Source organism: Nocardia brasiliensis (assembly GCF_011801125.1).
Lineage (GTDB): Bacteria > Actinomycetota > Actinomycetes > Mycobacteriales > Mycobacteriaceae > Nocardia > Nocardia brasiliensis_C.
In genome coordinates, this window is the sequence record NZ_CP046171.1 from 3,742,881 (window position 1) to 3,756,542 (window position 13,662).

Consider the following 13,662-nt stretch of genomic DNA (forward strand, 5'->3'; position numbering starts at 1 on the left):
TTGTGCCCCGAAGCGATTCGGTTCCCGGAGCCGCCGAGTACGTGCCGAGCGGGCGGTTGTCGCTGACGACGCTGCGCACGGCGGCGCGGCATTGTCACGGCTGTGATCTCTACCGGGACGCGACGCAGACGGTGTTCGGCGAGGGGCCGGCGACGGCCGCCATCGTGATGGTGGGCGAGCAACCCGGCGATCAAGAGGACGTGCGGGGGCATCCGTTCGTCGGCCCGGCAGGCGGTCTGCTCGACCGCGCGCTCGCCGAGACGGGCATCCCGCGCGAGCAGGTGTATCTCACCAACGCGGTGAAGCACTTCAAATTCACCGAACGCGGCAAACGGCGCATCCACAAGCAGCCGGGGCGCACCGAGATCGTCGCCTGCTCCGCGTGGCTGAACGCGGAACTGTCGGTCGTGCGTCCGAAGCTGGTGGTCGGTTTGGGCGCGATCGCCGCTAAAGCGTTGCTGGGCAACGCGTTCAAGGTCAGAGAGCGACGCGGTGAGGTGATCGCGCGCGGCGACTACACCGTGATCACCACGGTGCATCCCGCCGCCGTGCTGCGCGCGCGGGATCGGACCGCGGCCTACCTGGCGTTCGTCGAGGATCTCGGAATCGTCGCCAGGGAAGCGGGTTTGCGGCCCGGGTGAGGTCTGTTTCCCCCATGGCGGCCCGGGTATGCCGCCCGTGACCGGGTCGCACTCAGCGCGACCGCACCGAGAAAGGGGTACCCATGCGCACGTTGGCCGCCACCGTTGACGTCGAAGTACCGGTTCGCACCGCCTACAACCAGTGGACGCAATTCGAGTCGTTCCCCGAATTCATGGAGGGTGTGGAGGCGGTGCACCAGCTCGACGATCGGCATACCCACTGGCGCATCCACGTCGGGCCGTCGACCCGCGAATTCGACGCCACCATCACCGAGCAGCACCCGGACGAACGGGTGGCGTGGAAGTCCGATTCGGGTCCGCAGCACGCGGGTGTGATCACCTTCCACCGGCTCGACGACACGCACACCAGGATCACCGCCCAGATGGACGTGGACCCGGAAGGTTTCGTCGAGACCGTCGCCGACCGGCTCGGTGTGCTGAAGCACCGGGTGAACGGTGACATGCAGCGGTTCAAGAAGTTCATCGAGAGCAGGCAGCACGAAACCGGCGCGTGGCGCGGCGATATCGAGCGCCCCGACGCCTGACCCGACCACGCCCGAGTAGACACGGAGGAGGTGCCGGTGGTGCCGGTAGACAACACCGCGAGCGCTGAGCGGGTGGTGATCGTCGGCAGCGGGTTCGCCGGCTTCACCTGCGCCGCGAAACTGTGTCGGACACTGGCGAAGGCGGGCCGCGACATCGAGGTCGTGCTCGTCACGCCGGACGACTACATGCTCTATACGCCGCTGCTGCCCGACGTGGCAGGCGGGTTGATCGATCCGCGGTTCGTGGTCATCTCGCTAGCCGACGCGCTGCCGCGGGTACGTCTCGTCATCGGCAAAGCGGAATCGGTTGATCTGGACCGCAAGTCGATCACCGTGCAGAGCGAATACGCAGCGCCGCGGGAACTCTCATGGGACCGGCTCGTGCTCACACCGGGTTCGGTGACCAGGCTGTTCGATGTGCCGGGACTGGCCGAGCACGGACGCGGCTTGAAGACCATCGCCGAGGCGCTGTACCTGCGCGAGCAGTTGTTACGACAGCTGGAACTGGCCGACCACGAGGACGATCCGCAGCTGCGCCGCGCCCGTCGCACGGTGGTGGTCGTCGGGGCCTCGTACGCGGGGACCGAGCTGATCGCGCAGCTGCGCGCGCTCGCCGACGCCTACGCCCACCGTCGCGGCTTCGACCCGGCCGAGATCCGCTTCGTGCTGCTGGACATGGCCGAGCGGGTGATGCCGGAGGTCGGCGAGCGGCTCAGTGACAAGGTCTTGGCGGTGTTGCGGCGCAGGGGAATCGACATCCGGCTGCGGACCTCGCTGCGCGAGTTGACCGACCGCGAGGTGGTGCTCACTGACGACAGCGTGATCCCGACCCATACGGTTGCCTGGGTGACCGGTGTGACCGGCGCGCCGCTGTTGCGCACCCTCGATCTGCCGTTGGAGCGCGGCCGCCTGGTCGTCGACGAGAAGCTGGGCGTGCCAGGCCATCCCGACGTGTTCGCCGGCGGTGACGCGGCGGCCGTGCCCGATCTGACCGAATCGGGACAGATCACGCCGCCGACCGCCCAGCACGCGACCCGGCAGGGAAAGACACTGGCGCGCAACGTGGCCGCGAGCCTGGGCATCGGCAGTGCCGCACCCTACAAACACCGCGACATGGGTTTGGTCGTCGATCTCGGACCCGGTTTCGCCGTCGCCAACCCGATGGGCATCCATCTGTCGGGTCGACTCGCCAAGCTGGTGACCCGGGTCTATCACACCTACGCGGTGCCGAGAGGGGTGAACCGCTGGGCGATCTCGCTGGCGTATGCCACCAACGCGGTGACGCCGCGCCCGCTCGCCCTGCTCGGGCTCGTCAGCCCGGAGGAGGCCAGTTTCGGTAGCAGCGAGGGGATTGCGAGCGAGCAGTCGGCATCGAAGTAGGGAGTACGCCATGCGCAAGCGAAATGTCGTGCACGCGTTGCTCGAACGAGCGGGCGACGGTTACGCGGCGCAAGCCGGTATCGAGCTGGCCGACAAACCGGCGCCGCTGTTCCAGCTCCTCGTGCTCGCCGAACTGTTGAGCACCCGGATCTCGGCGGACATCGCGGTCGCCGCGGCGAAGGAGCTCATCAGCACCGGATACCGCACCCCGCAACGGGTCGCGGACGCGCAGTGGCAGGAACTCGTGGACGCGCTCGGCCGCGCACACTACAAGCGGTACGACGAGAGCACCGCGACGCGGCTCGGCGCGAACGCGGGCCTGGTGCTCGACAAGTACGGCGGCGATCTGCGCGAACTGGCCGAGGCCGCGGGGCACGACCGTAAGCGCGCCGCGCGACTGCTGCAGGAGTTCCAAGGCATCGGCCCGACCGGCAGCGATATCTTCCTGCGCGAGGTGCAAGCCGTATGGCCGTGGGCGCGACCGTATTTCGACGAGCGCGCGAGCAAAGGCGCCGAACGCCTCGAGTTGCCGACCGGCGCGGACGAGCTGGCCGAACTGGTGCCGGAGGACCGCGTCGCCCCGTTCGCGGCCGCCCTCGTGCGAGCCGCGCTGGACGAGGACTTCGCCGAACAGGTCCGCGCCGACGCGCGCTGAGCGACGGCGTCCTAATCGCACTCCGCCAACGTCGCGTCGGCGAGTTCGGCCACCACGTCGGAGACCCGGCCGTGCGCGCGGAATGCGGTGAGCTGGCGGTGGGCGCCGTTGCCGCGGGCCAGCACCGCCGCCACCGCGTCGGCGACGAACGTGCGGTCGCCCAGTTCGTCCAGCGCGGGTGCGACGTGGTCGAGCAGGGTGGACAGCAGCGTTCGCGCGGGCACCACCCGCCGAGACACCGGGTCGAGGCTGTTGCCGTCGAGTCCGAAGCGGGCGGCGTTCCAATAGGCCGCGCGCAGCACCTCACCGGGGACCTCCGGCGCGCGTTCGCCGCGCTCGAGCGCCGAGCGCGCCCGCAGCACCGTGGCCCGGACCAGCGTGGCCAGCAGCGCGGTTTCGGTGATGGTGGCGGGCACGTCGCTGACCCGCACCTCGACGGTGGGGAACGATTCGGAGGGCCGGATGTCCCAGTAGACCATCTTGGTGTCGAGGATGTTGCCGCCGTCGATCATCATCTCGACCATCGCGTCGTACTCCGCGCCGGATTCGAAGTAGGGCGGCGGACCCGCGCTCGGCCAGCGCCGCCACAGGATGCTGCGCCAGCTCGCGTACCCGGTCTCGGCCGCGTGATAGATCGACGAATTCGCGGTGAGCGCCAAATACATCGGCAGCCACGGCCGCAGGTGGTTGCTCACCTGAATGGCCGTCTCACGATCGGGCACGGCGACGTGCACGTGACAACCGCAGAGTCCCTGCTCCTGCGCGATCATCCCGAAGGTGTGCGCGATGCGCTGATAGCGTTCGGTGCCGGTCACCGGGTACCGGTGCGGCACCGTCGGGGGCACCGCGACCGCCAGCAGACGCGCGCCCGCCTGGGTCGCGCAGTCGGCCACCTCGCGTCGTAGCTGAGCGAGTTCGCCCTGTAGCGCCGCTCTTTCGGTGTGCACGCCGGTGCTGGTCTCGACCTGGCACGAGGTCAGCTTGAGTTGCAGCTCGACGCCGCGCCGCGTCGCCGCGGCGGCCACCTCGGTGTTCTTCGCGACTGGCGCGCCCGTGACCGGATCGACGAGCAGGAACTCTTCTTCGACACCGACGGTGATCGTGCTCGCGTCCAACAGACGACTCCTCAGTTCGTATGGCGCGGCGAACCAATCACCGCGTGCTCGACGGCGCTCTGGCGCCGCTCGTTCGAATCCGCTTCGGCGGCCCGGCGTAATGTGCGGCCGCGGGTGACCCGGCGCAGGCCTGGGCCGTTGGGCGTGCCGCGGCGCAGCCGCATGTCCGAGCACCTCCTCGGTCGGGGGACCAGTGCCCCGTCCAGCTGGACGTTCCCCGGGACGAGCACGACAAACAGGACGTCCATGTGCGCTCGTTTGGCGTCCGGTGGGTCGGGAACGCAACGAAGATGAAGCAGACTCTCGAACGTGAGACCAAATGGGAGGTCGATCGGGCTTTCGCCCTCCCACCGATCGATGACCTGGTGCCCGGTGGCCGGGTCGAGGCCATCGCGGTGGAGCTCACCAGCACCTATTTCGACACCGCCGCGTGCGACCTGCTCGCCAACGATCTGGTCCTGCGCCGCCGGGCGGGCACCGACGAGTCCGGGTGGCAGCTGAAGATCCCGCAGGCCGACGGCAGGACCGAGCTGCTCGCCCCGTGGTCCGACGAGCTGCCCGCCGAACTCGCCGCCGTGGTCACCGGTGTCGCGCTGGGCAGGCCGCTGCATGTCGTCACCACGATCCACACCCTGCGCAAACGGCATCGGCTATTCGGTCAGGACGGCGAGCTGGTCGTCGAGATCGATGACGACACCGTGCGGACGACACCGGGCGACGGCATCGCGGCGGCGTCGGCCTGGCGGGAGATCGAGGTCGAGCTCGGCCCGGCGACCGCCGCGGCGCCACGGGAGCTGCTCGATCGGCTCACCGCGGCGGGGGCGTCGCGCTCGGCGTATCCGTGCAAACTGTCCCGAGCGGTGCCGCAGCGCGAGGACCACACCGGTGTGCGGTCGAAGGCGGAGCGCGCGGTCCACGAATATCTGATTGCGCAGATCGATCGCATTTTCGCCGGAGACGTCGCCCTGCGTCGTGGGGAAGACCCGATCCACGACACTCGTGTCGCGACTCGGCGACTGCGTAGCACGCTGCGGGTGTTCGGAAAACTGCTGGACCGCAGCGTGATCGAGGCGGTTGCCGACGAAGTGAAATGGTACGCGGGACTGCTCGGTGAGGTGCGCGACTGTCAGGTGCAGCGCCGCCGCCTGGCGGCCGAGCTCGGCGAACTGCCACCCGAACTCGTGCTCGGCCCGGTGGCGGCGCGCATCGATGCGACCTTGCTCGAGCGTCAGTTGACGAGCCGGGCCGCGCTCGCGCAGGCGATGGATTCGCCGCGGTACCTGGCGCTGCTCGCGACACTGCGGGCATGGAAGTCGAAGCCGCCGTTCGTGGTTCGATTGCGTAAAGGTGATCTGGTGCGGCGCGCGAGCCGTGCGGCGCGCAAAGCCGACCGACGATTGCGGGTGGCGATCGCCGAGCAGCGCGACGAGTCGCTGCACCGTGCGCGCAAGGCCGCCAAGCGTGCGCGCTACGCGGCCGAGCTGCACGGGCCGGTGCATCGGCGCGCCGCGGCCAAGTCGAACATCGAGCACTACAAGAAGATTCAACGGGTGCTGGGCGACCACAACGACGGCGTGATCGCGGCCGGGTTGCTGTGGCGGATCGCGACGGCCGCGGGCACGACGGGCGGTGAGAACGGCTTTACCTACGGCTTGCTCTACGCGAACGAGCGCCGAGCGGCGGAGCGGGTGCGCGAGCGGATAGCCGAGATCGCCCGGTAGTTGCGGACCGCTACGTCTTTCTTCGAGTTACCTTATCGGGCAGTTGCATTCGGAACCGCCGTAGGGTTCCAATCCTTCCGATGTTCGGGTTCCGGTTCGGAAATGTTCAGTGTGACAAGGGAGCCGAATCCGCTACGGCCCGGCCGTTATCGACGCGGTGTTGCGGGCATCGGACACCCCGCCGCAGCTGTCAGGCGGTGTCGAAGTGCTGCGGACCAGACAGCCGGTACCGCTACGAGATGCGGCGAAAAGGGCTGTGGCACAAGCTTCGATGCACCATTTCGGTGAGGGTGACGATGTCGAAGACGGGGATGCCAAGGCGGCGTTGGATCGCGTGCCCGTACGGCACCAGATCGGTGCACTCGATCACCAGCGCACCGAGCTCCGGATGCGCCGCGGCGAGACCCTCGACCTCGGCGAGCACCTCGCGTCCGAGGCGGTCGGCGTCGAGCTCGGTCCGACGACCCTCGAGTATCACCTCACGGAACTCCGGGTACGCGGCCATGCCCGCGACACGGACCGGCACCGTCTCGGCGCCGATCGCGCGCAGGTGCCGCCAGGTGAGCGCGGTCCGGTCGGCGGCGAGCACACCGACCGCGCGATCGGCGGCGAGCATACGATGCACCATCGGCAGCTGGATCAGGCTCGAGCTGTAGAGCGGGACGCGCACCGCGTCGGCCAACTGCTGCTGGAACAGCACGAGGAAGCCGCATCCGCTGGTGATCGCCGCGACGCCACGGGCCTCGAGTTCCTGCGCGGCAGCGATAAACGGCTCGAGCAGGGTCGGATCCGCCTCCTTGACCACCCGCTGCGGTGTCGCGCCCCGCACCACCTGGTAGACGACCGGGAAGTCGAAGGTGGCCGGATTGCGGATGTGGCCGGGGATCTTGGTGAACGCGGTGTCGAGGCACAGCACGCCGATAGCGGTGTCGGCCTTGCTGTTCGGTCGCGCGGTCACGGTCGCCGCCCGTCGCGCGAGCGGTCGAAACGGTCCGGCCGCAACGGAACCGGATCGGTCACCGGTGTCGTGCCCGTGAGCAGGTGCGCGACGAGTTCGCCGCCCGCAGGCGCCAGACCCATGCCGATGTGGCCGTACCCGGCGGCGACGAGCAGGTTGCGCGGACCCGCTCGGCCGATGAGCGGTACACCGTCGGGTGTGCTGGGGCGCAAGCCACTCCAGGTTTCGTGGGTGGCGGTCTGCTCCAGTTCGGGCAGGTAGTCGCGGACGGTGCGCAGCATGCCGCGCACCCGGCGCTCGGAGACGGCATCGCGCATGCCGGTCAGTTCCATCCTGCCGCCGATGCGCAGCCGCGCACCCAGCGGGACCACCGCCACCCGCCCCTCGCTCAGCAGGACCGGGCGGGTCGGACCGCCGGGCGGCATGTCCAGAGTGACGCTGTAGCCCCTGATCGGTTGCAGCGGCAGCGCGAACCCGGCCATGCGGGCGCATTCGGTCGACCACGCACCGGCGGTGAGGACGACCTCGCTCGGCCGGAGCTCACTGCGGGTCGTGGTGAGCCGGGTGATCTTTCGCGCGGTGACGGTGCAGCCGGTGACCTCGGTGTGTTCGCGAATCTCGACGCCGAGCCCGCGCAGCAGCCGCCCGAACTCGAGCACGAACCGGGGCACCCGCAGGTACGCGCCCTCCGGGTTGTAGAGGGCGCCGTGGATCGCGAATCGAGTTTTGGGCTCGAGCTCGTCGAGCTCACCCGGGCCGAGGACGCGCAAGGGGATCCCGTTGGCGACGGTGCGTGCGACGGTGGCCCTGGCGGCCGCGAAGCCGTGCGCGGTCCGGTACGTCAAGATGATGCCGGGCATCTCGAAGGTGTCCGCGATCTCGTCGGTCGCGCAGAGTTCGAGCAGGATGTCGAGGCTGCGTCGCTTCATCGCCGCCAGCGTGCGAAAGCCGGCCGCCGCGGCCGACGGCGCGCAGGCTCTGCCGAATTGGCCGAGCCAGCGCAGCAATTCGCGGTCCGCGCGCGGTCGCACATAGAACGGGGCGTCCGGATGCAGCATGGCGAGCGAGCGCACCGAGCGCAGACCCGGTTCGGCCAGGGGTGCGGCACCGTGGGTGCCGACGAAACCCGTGTTCCCGCTGGAGCAGGACTGCGGGCCGCCGAGCGCACCGCGCTCCAGCACGGTGACCGAGGCCCCGGCACGCCGCAGGTGATAGGCGCAGAACAACCCGGCGACCCCGCCGCCGATGACCACCACATCGGGATGGCCGCGCTCGGCGGGCGCCGTCTCGCTGGACACCGGACCCGCCTACACGGTGACGACGAAGAAGTTGGTCGGCAGATTGACCACGACCCGCTCGTAGATCTGCGCCATCACCGCCGCGCCCGGCTCGGTGAAGGTGCCCGGCGGCGGCTCGGCGAACCGGATCACCGAGCGTCCCGCGTCGAAAAGCTGTGCGCCGTGGCCGAAGTCGCCGACGATGGCGCTGCCCGGTTCGACCAGACGGGTGCGCACGATGAATACCCCGTTGCGTTCCAGATCGGTCATCAGGGTGCCGGTGCCCATCGCACGGTAGTAGTCGACCGGGTTGATGATCATGCCGTCGGCGGTGCCGCCCATCTGCTCGATCTCGTTGCAGGCGCGCAGGATCGTCGAGGTGAACGGGCCGGGCGAGGTCATCCGCGCGATGCCCGCGATGTTGAGCAGGCCGCCTTCGCCCGCGATGATCGTGTGGTTCTCCGCGGTGCACAGCCGCACGATGAGGCGATAGTTGATGAAGGACTCGAACGTGTCGGGATCGTCCCATAGATGCGGCGGCACCTGGACCCACGCGGTGGTCGGCAGCAGTTCCGGGATCGGTGACCGGTGGAATCTGCTGGCCAGTTCGCGGCGGACGTCGGCGCCCTCGATCGGCGCGTCGTCGGCGCCGGGCGGACTCTCGTGCCAGTAGTACTTACGTGGATCACGGGACAGATCAATGGCTTTGAGCATGTTGCGGGCCGGGTGCCGGGGCTTGCGGCGTGAGCTGGTCAGCGAATCGGTGATCGTCACGTCGTACTCGACGGCGGCGTCCAGACCCCGCTGTGCGCAGCACTCCACGAACATCCGTCCCGGCGAGAGTTCCTGCGCCCGATCCCGGACGACCTGCGCCAGTGTCGGTTTCATGTTTTCTGTGTGCAGCATGGTTGTTTCCTTCCGTGTCGTCGGCGCCGGTGCCGATCAGGCCGGTGCGGCGGGGCGGGGTGACCAACTCGGGCCGAGCAGGCTCGCGCCGCCGTCGACCAGCTGAACCGTCCCGGTCAGGTAGGAGGACCGCGCGCTCGCCAGAAAGGCGGCCACCGCGGCCATTTCGTCGGGATAGGCGATGCGGCCCACCGCCGTGTGCCTGCCCAGCGCGTCGAACTCGGCATCCACCGCGGCGGTGCGCTGTGCGACAACGCGTTCCAGCAGGGGGGTACGGGTCGCGCTGGGGGCGAGCACATTCACCGTCACACCGTCGCGGCCCACCTCGACGGCCAGCGACTGGGCGAAGCGGGCGATCGCGGTTCTGGTCACGCCCGACAGCGCCAGATCGCCGATCGGGACGCTGGCGGTCTCGGATGTCACGAAGATCACCCGGCCCCACCGGGCCTTTCGCAGATGGGGCAACGCGGTGAGCGCCACGTCGACCGCGGGCATGAGCACGCCGTCGATCGCGTCCCGGTAGTCGGCCGTCGCGAAACGGGCCGCGTTCCCGGTGGGCGGGCTGCCGCCGCTGACCACCACCACGTGCACCGCCCCGAATTCGGCCGCGACCTCGTCGATCCAGCGGTGGGTGGCCGCGCTGTCGGTGATGTCCACGCTGCTGGTGTGCACCCGGGCCAGCGCGACCTCCTTGACCGCACGTTCCGCGGCGGCCAGCCGGGCCGGGTCGCGCGCGCCGATCGCGACGTGCGCGCCCTCGGCGGCCAGTTCCCGTGCGATGGCCAGCCCGATACCGCTGGAGCCACCGGCGATCAGCGCGACCTTGTGCTCGAGCCCGAGATCCATTGCTACCCCTCCGGTTTCGTGGCGGCGAGCGCGTAGCCGTAGCGGCGCGCGAGCGGCCAGGACAGTGCGGCGACGGTGCGCTGGGCGGACTTCGGCAACCCGGTGCGCCAGGAATCGTCGGACCCGCGGATGACGGTGGTCCCGGTGTGGAAGCGGTCGGGATTCCCGGTCACCGTGTGGTTGGTGCGCAACTCGACGGTGCGGTCGGTGACCGGATTCGCGGCGGGATCGCTGTCGCAGTGCGCCAGCAGCGCACCGATGGTCGGCTCGGGCGCGGCGATGAAGTCCTCGTAGCGCAGGAACAGCGAACGCTGCGGGTAACGGCGGGTGATCGCGTGGGTGGCGACGTTGAAGCCGGTCCAGTAGCCGGTGCTCTTGCCCGGCGACATGGCGTACACGTAATCCTTCGGCTTGCTCCAGGATTGGGCGACCGCACGCGGATCGCGCACCAAATGGACGTAGTACGGGATGATGTCGTCGAGGTAGGGCAGCAGGGCGGCCTCACCGGGAATCTTGCTGGTATCGACGATCACTCGCGAGTTCGTGCGTTCCGCGACGGCGTGGTAGACCTCGGTCATCAAGGCGGCGTGGGCGCGCAGTGGCGCGCTGCGCAGGCCGCGTCCCAGTACCTGCCAGGTGTGCCGGGTGCGAACGCTGCCCTGCTGACGCCGGATGACCGTGTCGGCGTGCTCGGTGAACGGCGTGTCGGCGGGCTGGCCGATCGGCAGCACGGTGGACCAGACCGGGCAGTCGAACAGCTTGCGCCCGCAGCCACACTCCTGGTTCACCCCCCGTCCCGCCGCGTTCTTCCAGAGGAACGCCAGTTCGCCGACGTGGCAGAAGCCGGGGACCTCGTTGAGGATGTTGCCGATGATGGTGCTGCCGTTGCGGCACCATCCGGTGATGCACAAGACCTTCAATGGGGTGGGGTTCGTCATCTGCCGACCGCCTTCTCCGTGGTGACCGCTTGCCGGATCGTCATGGCCAGCGCCGAGGCGGCGAGCGCGCAGACCGCGCCTGCCACGAAGACGGCGGGGTAGCCGAAACCGGTCGCGATGGCGCCGGTCGCCGGTCCCCACACGAACAGGCCGAGATCCCAGAACGAGGTGTAGGCGCCGATGGCCGCGCCCTGCTTGGTGGTTTCGGTGTTGTTCATGACCATCAGCGCCAATGACGGGTGCAGCAGCGAGAATCCGACGCCCATGACCACGGCGCCGAGCACCGCGATCGGCAGGTTCGGCGCGCACGCGATGATCAGCAGTCCTGCGGCTTCGCCGACGCCGCACCAGGTCGCGACCCGGCGTGGTCCGAGCTGATCGGGCAGTCGCCCGATGAAAAGGCGGGTGCCCGCGTACACGGCGCTGAAGGTGCTCAATACCACCACGCCCGAGTCGATCCCGCGCTCCTGCAGGCCGGTGATCACGAACGCGGCCAGCCCGACGTAACCCGCGGCGCCCAGCGCGAGCCCGAGTCCGGGCAGCACCGCGGGGCGCAGCAGCAGCCCACCGCCGCCGGAGGTCGCGGCGTGTGGCCGCGGTGGCACGCTGCTGATGAGGGCCGCGCCGAGCAGGGGAGCGGCCGCACAGAACGCCCACACCGCGTCGATACCGAAGTGCCGCAACGCCGCGCCCAGCGCGGTGCCCAGCGAGATGCCGCCCCACATGGCGATGCCGTACAGGCCGATCACCTGGCCGCGCCGGTGGTGCGGTGCCAGTGTTACGGTCCAGACCGCGCCGGCGGTGAACAGGGCGGCCTCGCCGACGCCGAGCAGCAGCCGCACCACGATCAGACCGGCGAGCCCGACCGGCAGGAAATAGAGCAGCCCGCCCGCGGCGATCGCGAGCGCGCCGAAGCGCATCACGCCGCGGTGCCCGTGCCGGTCGGCGAGCCCACCGAAGATCGGGCGGGTGAGCAGCGCGGTGAGCGCGGTGGCGGTGACCGCGAGGCCCACCGCGAGATCGCCGGCGCCGAACTCGTCGCGCACGTGGGCGGGCAGCACCGGGATCGCGGCCGACAAACCCAGGTAGCCGCAGAACAACCCGCCGAACACCCCGGCGAGGGCGAGCCTCGGCATCGGGCCGGGGTCGGTGCTCATCGCTGACCGGCCACCGCGGAGCCGGCGCCCTCCGCGGTGCCGAGATCGGCGGCGGCGACCTTGCGCACCGCACTGACGAGTTCGTCGCAGTCGGCAGGCGTGAGCGTCGAGGAGAGCGGAATGTCAACGGCCGCACGCAGATAGCGAGTCGCGGCGGGCAGCAGTGCCTGCACCGCGGCGGTCGTCGTGCCGGGGAAGAGGAACCGCCAATTCCAGAAGGCCCGGATGTTGTGATCGGCGTCGGAACCGAGATTGCGTGCCTCGATGCCCTCATGGCAGAGCGCCCGCGCGAACCACTGCGCGCGGCCACTCGGCACCTGGAAGATGAAGGCCTCGCCCAGATACGCGCCGGGCGCGACGGGTTGGCGGATCCGGATTCCGTCGACGTCGGCCAGCGCCGTGGCGACGTGGTCATAATTGCGCCGAAACGCGGCCAGCCGCAACGGTAACCGTGCCAGTTCCGCGCGCAGCAGCGCGGCGCGGATCTCGTCCATCCGGAAGCTGAGCAACGGCAGATCCAGATCGGTGTCGATCGGCGGCTCGCCATCGGGGAAATGGCGGCGCAGGCGGCCCTCGTAGGCCCCGGAAAGCACGGCGGCACGCGCGAACAGCGCGCTGTCGTCGGTGACCAGGAATCCGCCCTCGCCGCTGTTGAGCGACTTGTCCGACTGGGTGCTGAAAGCGCCCGCCACGCCGAAGGTGCCGAGTTTGCGGCCCGCCAATTCCGCGCCGAGCGCGGGCACGGCGTCCTCGAATACCGGCACGCCCATTTCGTCGGCGAATTCGAGCAGGGCCGCCATGTCACCGGCGAAACCGCGCATGTGCACCACCATGATCGCGCGGACCTGCGGGGTCCACCTGCGGCGCAGGTCGGCGACGTCGAGGTGCAGGTTCTCGTCGACGTCGACGAGAAACGGCGTGCACCCGGCGAGCAGAATCGCGCTCGGTGTCGCGGCGAAAGTGAAACCGGGACAGGCGATCAGGCTGCCAGGCGGGATGCCGGCGCCCATGATGGCCAGGGCGAGCGCGGTGGTGCCGCTGGAGGTGGCCAGCGCGTGCTTGCACCCGAAATAGCGGCAGAGTTCGGCTTCCAGTCCGGCGCACTCGGTTTCGTGCGCGGGCCGGTAGTCGTAGCGAAAATAGAGGTGGCTGCGAATGGCGCGTAACGCCGCTTCCTCGTCCTCGGGATGGACGCATACCGCGCCCCGGTCATATGTCGGCCATGGTGTCAGTCGCACGGGATTACCGCCGTCCAACGCCAGCCGCGAATCGGTGGCTATCCGTGCGCCCGGCAGCTGCCGGGTCGATGCCGAATGGTCTATCTCGTTATCCGCCATCGGAATTCCTTGCCCAACTAACAGTAAAACATCGGCGAGCCGCCACCGCGTCGTCCGTCGAGTTTCCCCCGGGGAAATGGTAGGACGTCCGTGGAACGGTACACCGAAGTTTCCTTTCGGATACCCGAAATCGATTGCACGGCAACGATGTCTATTGTTGAGACGTCACCGATGTCGCCTTTGCCT

General features: G+C 69.4%; 14 protein-coding genes. 5 read left to right on the top strand and 9 right to left on the bottom strand.

The window, feature by feature from the left end:
- Positions 1 to 2 precede the first annotated feature (2 nt).
- From F5X71_RS16995 to F5X71_RS17010, 4 genes are all read left to right on the top strand, one after another.
- On the top strand, positions 3 to 641 hold the full coding sequence (locus F5X71_RS16995; RefSeq protein WP_167466523.1) for a UdgX family uracil-DNA binding protein: 639 nt from the start codon (positions 3 to 5) through the stop codon (positions 639 to 641).
- 83 nt (positions 642 to 724) lie between these two features.
- The gene (locus tag F5X71_RS17000; RefSeq protein ID WP_167462850.1) at positions 725 to 1,186 is read left to right on the top strand and encodes an SRPBCC family protein; all 462 of its coding nucleotides are present in this window, start codon (positions 725 to 727) and stop codon (positions 1,184 to 1,186) included.
- 36 nt (positions 1,187 to 1,222) lie between these two features.
- Positions 1,223 to 2,566: an NAD(P)/FAD-dependent oxidoreductase gene (locus tag F5X71_RS17005; RefSeq protein WP_174817083.1), complete on the top strand. Its 1,344-nt coding sequence runs from the start codon at positions 1,223 to 1,225 to the stop codon at positions 2,564 to 2,566.
- A 10-nt stretch (positions 2,567 to 2,576) separates the two neighbouring features.
- Positions 2,577 to 3,221: an endonuclease gene (locus F5X71_RS17010; protein ID WP_167462851.1), complete on the top strand. Its 645-nt coding sequence runs from the start codon at positions 2,577 to 2,579 to the stop codon at positions 3,219 to 3,221.
- 11 nt (positions 3,222 to 3,232) lie between these two features.
- Here F5X71_RS17010 and F5X71_RS17015 read toward each other — a convergent pair whose 3' ends face one another.
- Complete coding sequence (locus F5X71_RS17015; RefSeq protein WP_167462852.1) at positions 3,233 to 4,336, bottom strand: glutamate--cysteine ligase 2; 1,104 nt, start codon at positions 4,334 to 4,336, stop codon at positions 3,233 to 3,235.
- A gap of 11 nt (positions 4,337 to 4,347) precedes the next feature.
- Positions 4,348 to 4,584 (bottom strand): hypothetical protein, encoded by a 237-nt coding sequence (locus F5X71_RS17020; protein ID WP_167462853.1) that lies wholly within the window; start codon positions 4,582 to 4,584, stop codon positions 4,348 to 4,350.
- A 42-nt stretch (positions 4,585 to 4,626) separates the two neighbouring features.
- Here F5X71_RS17020 and F5X71_RS17025 point away from each other — a divergent pair, with 42 nt between their 5' ends.
- Complete coding sequence (locus F5X71_RS17025) at positions 4,627 to 6,057, top strand: CYTH and CHAD domain-containing protein (protein WP_167462854.1); 1,431 nt, start codon at positions 4,627 to 4,629, stop codon at positions 6,055 to 6,057.
- Between the two features lie 232 nt (positions 6,058 to 6,289).
- Here the strand turns inward: F5X71_RS17025 and F5X71_RS17030 are convergent, their stop codons facing one another.
- The 7 genes from F5X71_RS17030 to F5X71_RS17060 are packed head-to-tail and all read right to left on the bottom strand — an operon-like array spanning position 6,290 to position 13,476.
- On the bottom strand, positions 6,290 to 7,015 hold the full coding sequence (locus F5X71_RS17030; protein ID WP_167462855.1) for an aspartate/glutamate racemase family protein: 726 nt from the start codon (positions 7,013 to 7,015) through the stop codon (positions 6,290 to 6,292).
- Positions 7,012 to 8,313, bottom strand: coding sequence for an NAD(P)/FAD-dependent oxidoreductase (locus F5X71_RS17035; protein ID WP_167462856.1), 1,302 nt, complete (start codon positions 8,311 to 8,313; stop codon positions 7,012 to 7,014). The genes F5X71_RS17030 and F5X71_RS17035 overlap by 4 nt, the downstream gene beginning before the upstream one ends.
- 9 nt (positions 8,314 to 8,322) lie before the next feature.
- Positions 8,323 to 9,198, bottom strand: a complete 876-nt coding sequence (locus F5X71_RS17040; protein ID WP_167462857.1) for a family 3 encapsulin nanocompartment shell protein — start codon at positions 9,196 to 9,198, stop codon at positions 8,323 to 8,325.
- Between the two features lie 36 nt (positions 9,199 to 9,234).
- Positions 9,235 to 10,044 carry an SDR family NAD(P)-dependent oxidoreductase gene (locus tag F5X71_RS17045; RefSeq protein WP_167462859.1) on the bottom strand — a complete coding sequence of 270 codons (810 nt, stop codon included), beginning with the start codon at positions 10,042 to 10,044 and terminating at the stop codon, positions 9,235 to 9,237.
- A gap of 2 nt (positions 10,045 to 10,046) precedes the next feature.
- Positions 10,047 to 10,982 carry a sulfotransferase gene (locus F5X71_RS17050; protein ID WP_167462861.1) on the bottom strand — a complete coding sequence of 312 codons (936 nt, stop codon included), beginning with the start codon at positions 10,980 to 10,982 and terminating at the stop codon, positions 10,047 to 10,049.
- Positions 10,979 to 12,139: an MFS transporter gene (locus F5X71_RS17055; protein WP_167462862.1), complete on the bottom strand. Its 1,161-nt coding sequence runs from the start codon at positions 12,137 to 12,139 to the stop codon at positions 10,979 to 10,981. Before F5X71_RS17055 ends, F5X71_RS17050 begins: the two co-directional genes overlap by 4 nt.
- Positions 12,136 to 13,476 carry a DegT/DnrJ/EryC1/StrS family aminotransferase gene (locus F5X71_RS17060; protein ID WP_167462863.1) on the bottom strand — a complete coding sequence of 447 codons (1,341 nt, stop codon included), beginning with the start codon at positions 13,474 to 13,476 and terminating at the stop codon, positions 12,136 to 12,138. Before F5X71_RS17060 ends, F5X71_RS17055 begins: the two co-directional genes overlap by 4 nt.
- Positions 13,477 to 13,662 lie beyond the last annotated feature (186 nt).

Excerpts from the sequence above, each read along its gene's own strand:
- F5X71_RS17000 (WP_167462850.1), top strand. The coding sequence starts at position 725 with ATGCGCACGTTGGCCGCCACCGTTGACGTCGAAGTACCGGTTCGCACC.
- F5X71_RS17010 (WP_167462851.1), top strand. The coding sequence starts at position 2,577 with ATGCGCAAGCGAAATGTCGTGCACGCGTTGCTCGAACGAGCGGGCGAC.
- F5X71_RS17020 (WP_167462853.1), bottom strand. The coding sequence starts at position 4,584 with ATGGACGTCCTGTTTGTCGTGCTCGTCCCGGGGAACGTCCAGCTGGAC.
- F5X71_RS17025 (WP_167462854.1), top strand. The coding sequence starts at position 4,627 with ATGAAGCAGACTCTCGAACGTGAGACCAAATGGGAGGTCGATCGGGCT.
- F5X71_RS17040 (WP_167462857.1), bottom strand. The coding sequence starts at position 9,198 with ATGCTGCACACAGAAAACATGAAACCGACACTGGCGCAGGTCGTCCGG.
- F5X71_RS17045 (WP_167462859.1), bottom strand. The coding sequence starts at position 10,044 with ATGGATCTCGGGCTCGAGCACAAGGTCGCGCTGATCGCCGGTGGCTCC.
- F5X71_RS17050 (WP_167462861.1), bottom strand. The coding sequence starts at position 10,982 with ATGACGAACCCCACCCCATTGAAGGTCTTGTGCATCACCGGATGGTGC.
- F5X71_RS17055 (WP_167462862.1), bottom strand. The coding sequence starts at position 12,139 with ATGAGCACCGACCCCGGCCCGATGCCGAGGCTCGCCCTCGCCGGGGTG.
- F5X71_RS17060 (WP_167462863.1), bottom strand. The coding sequence starts at position 13,476 with ATGGCGGATAACGAGATAGACCATTCGGCATCGACCCGGCAGCTGCCG.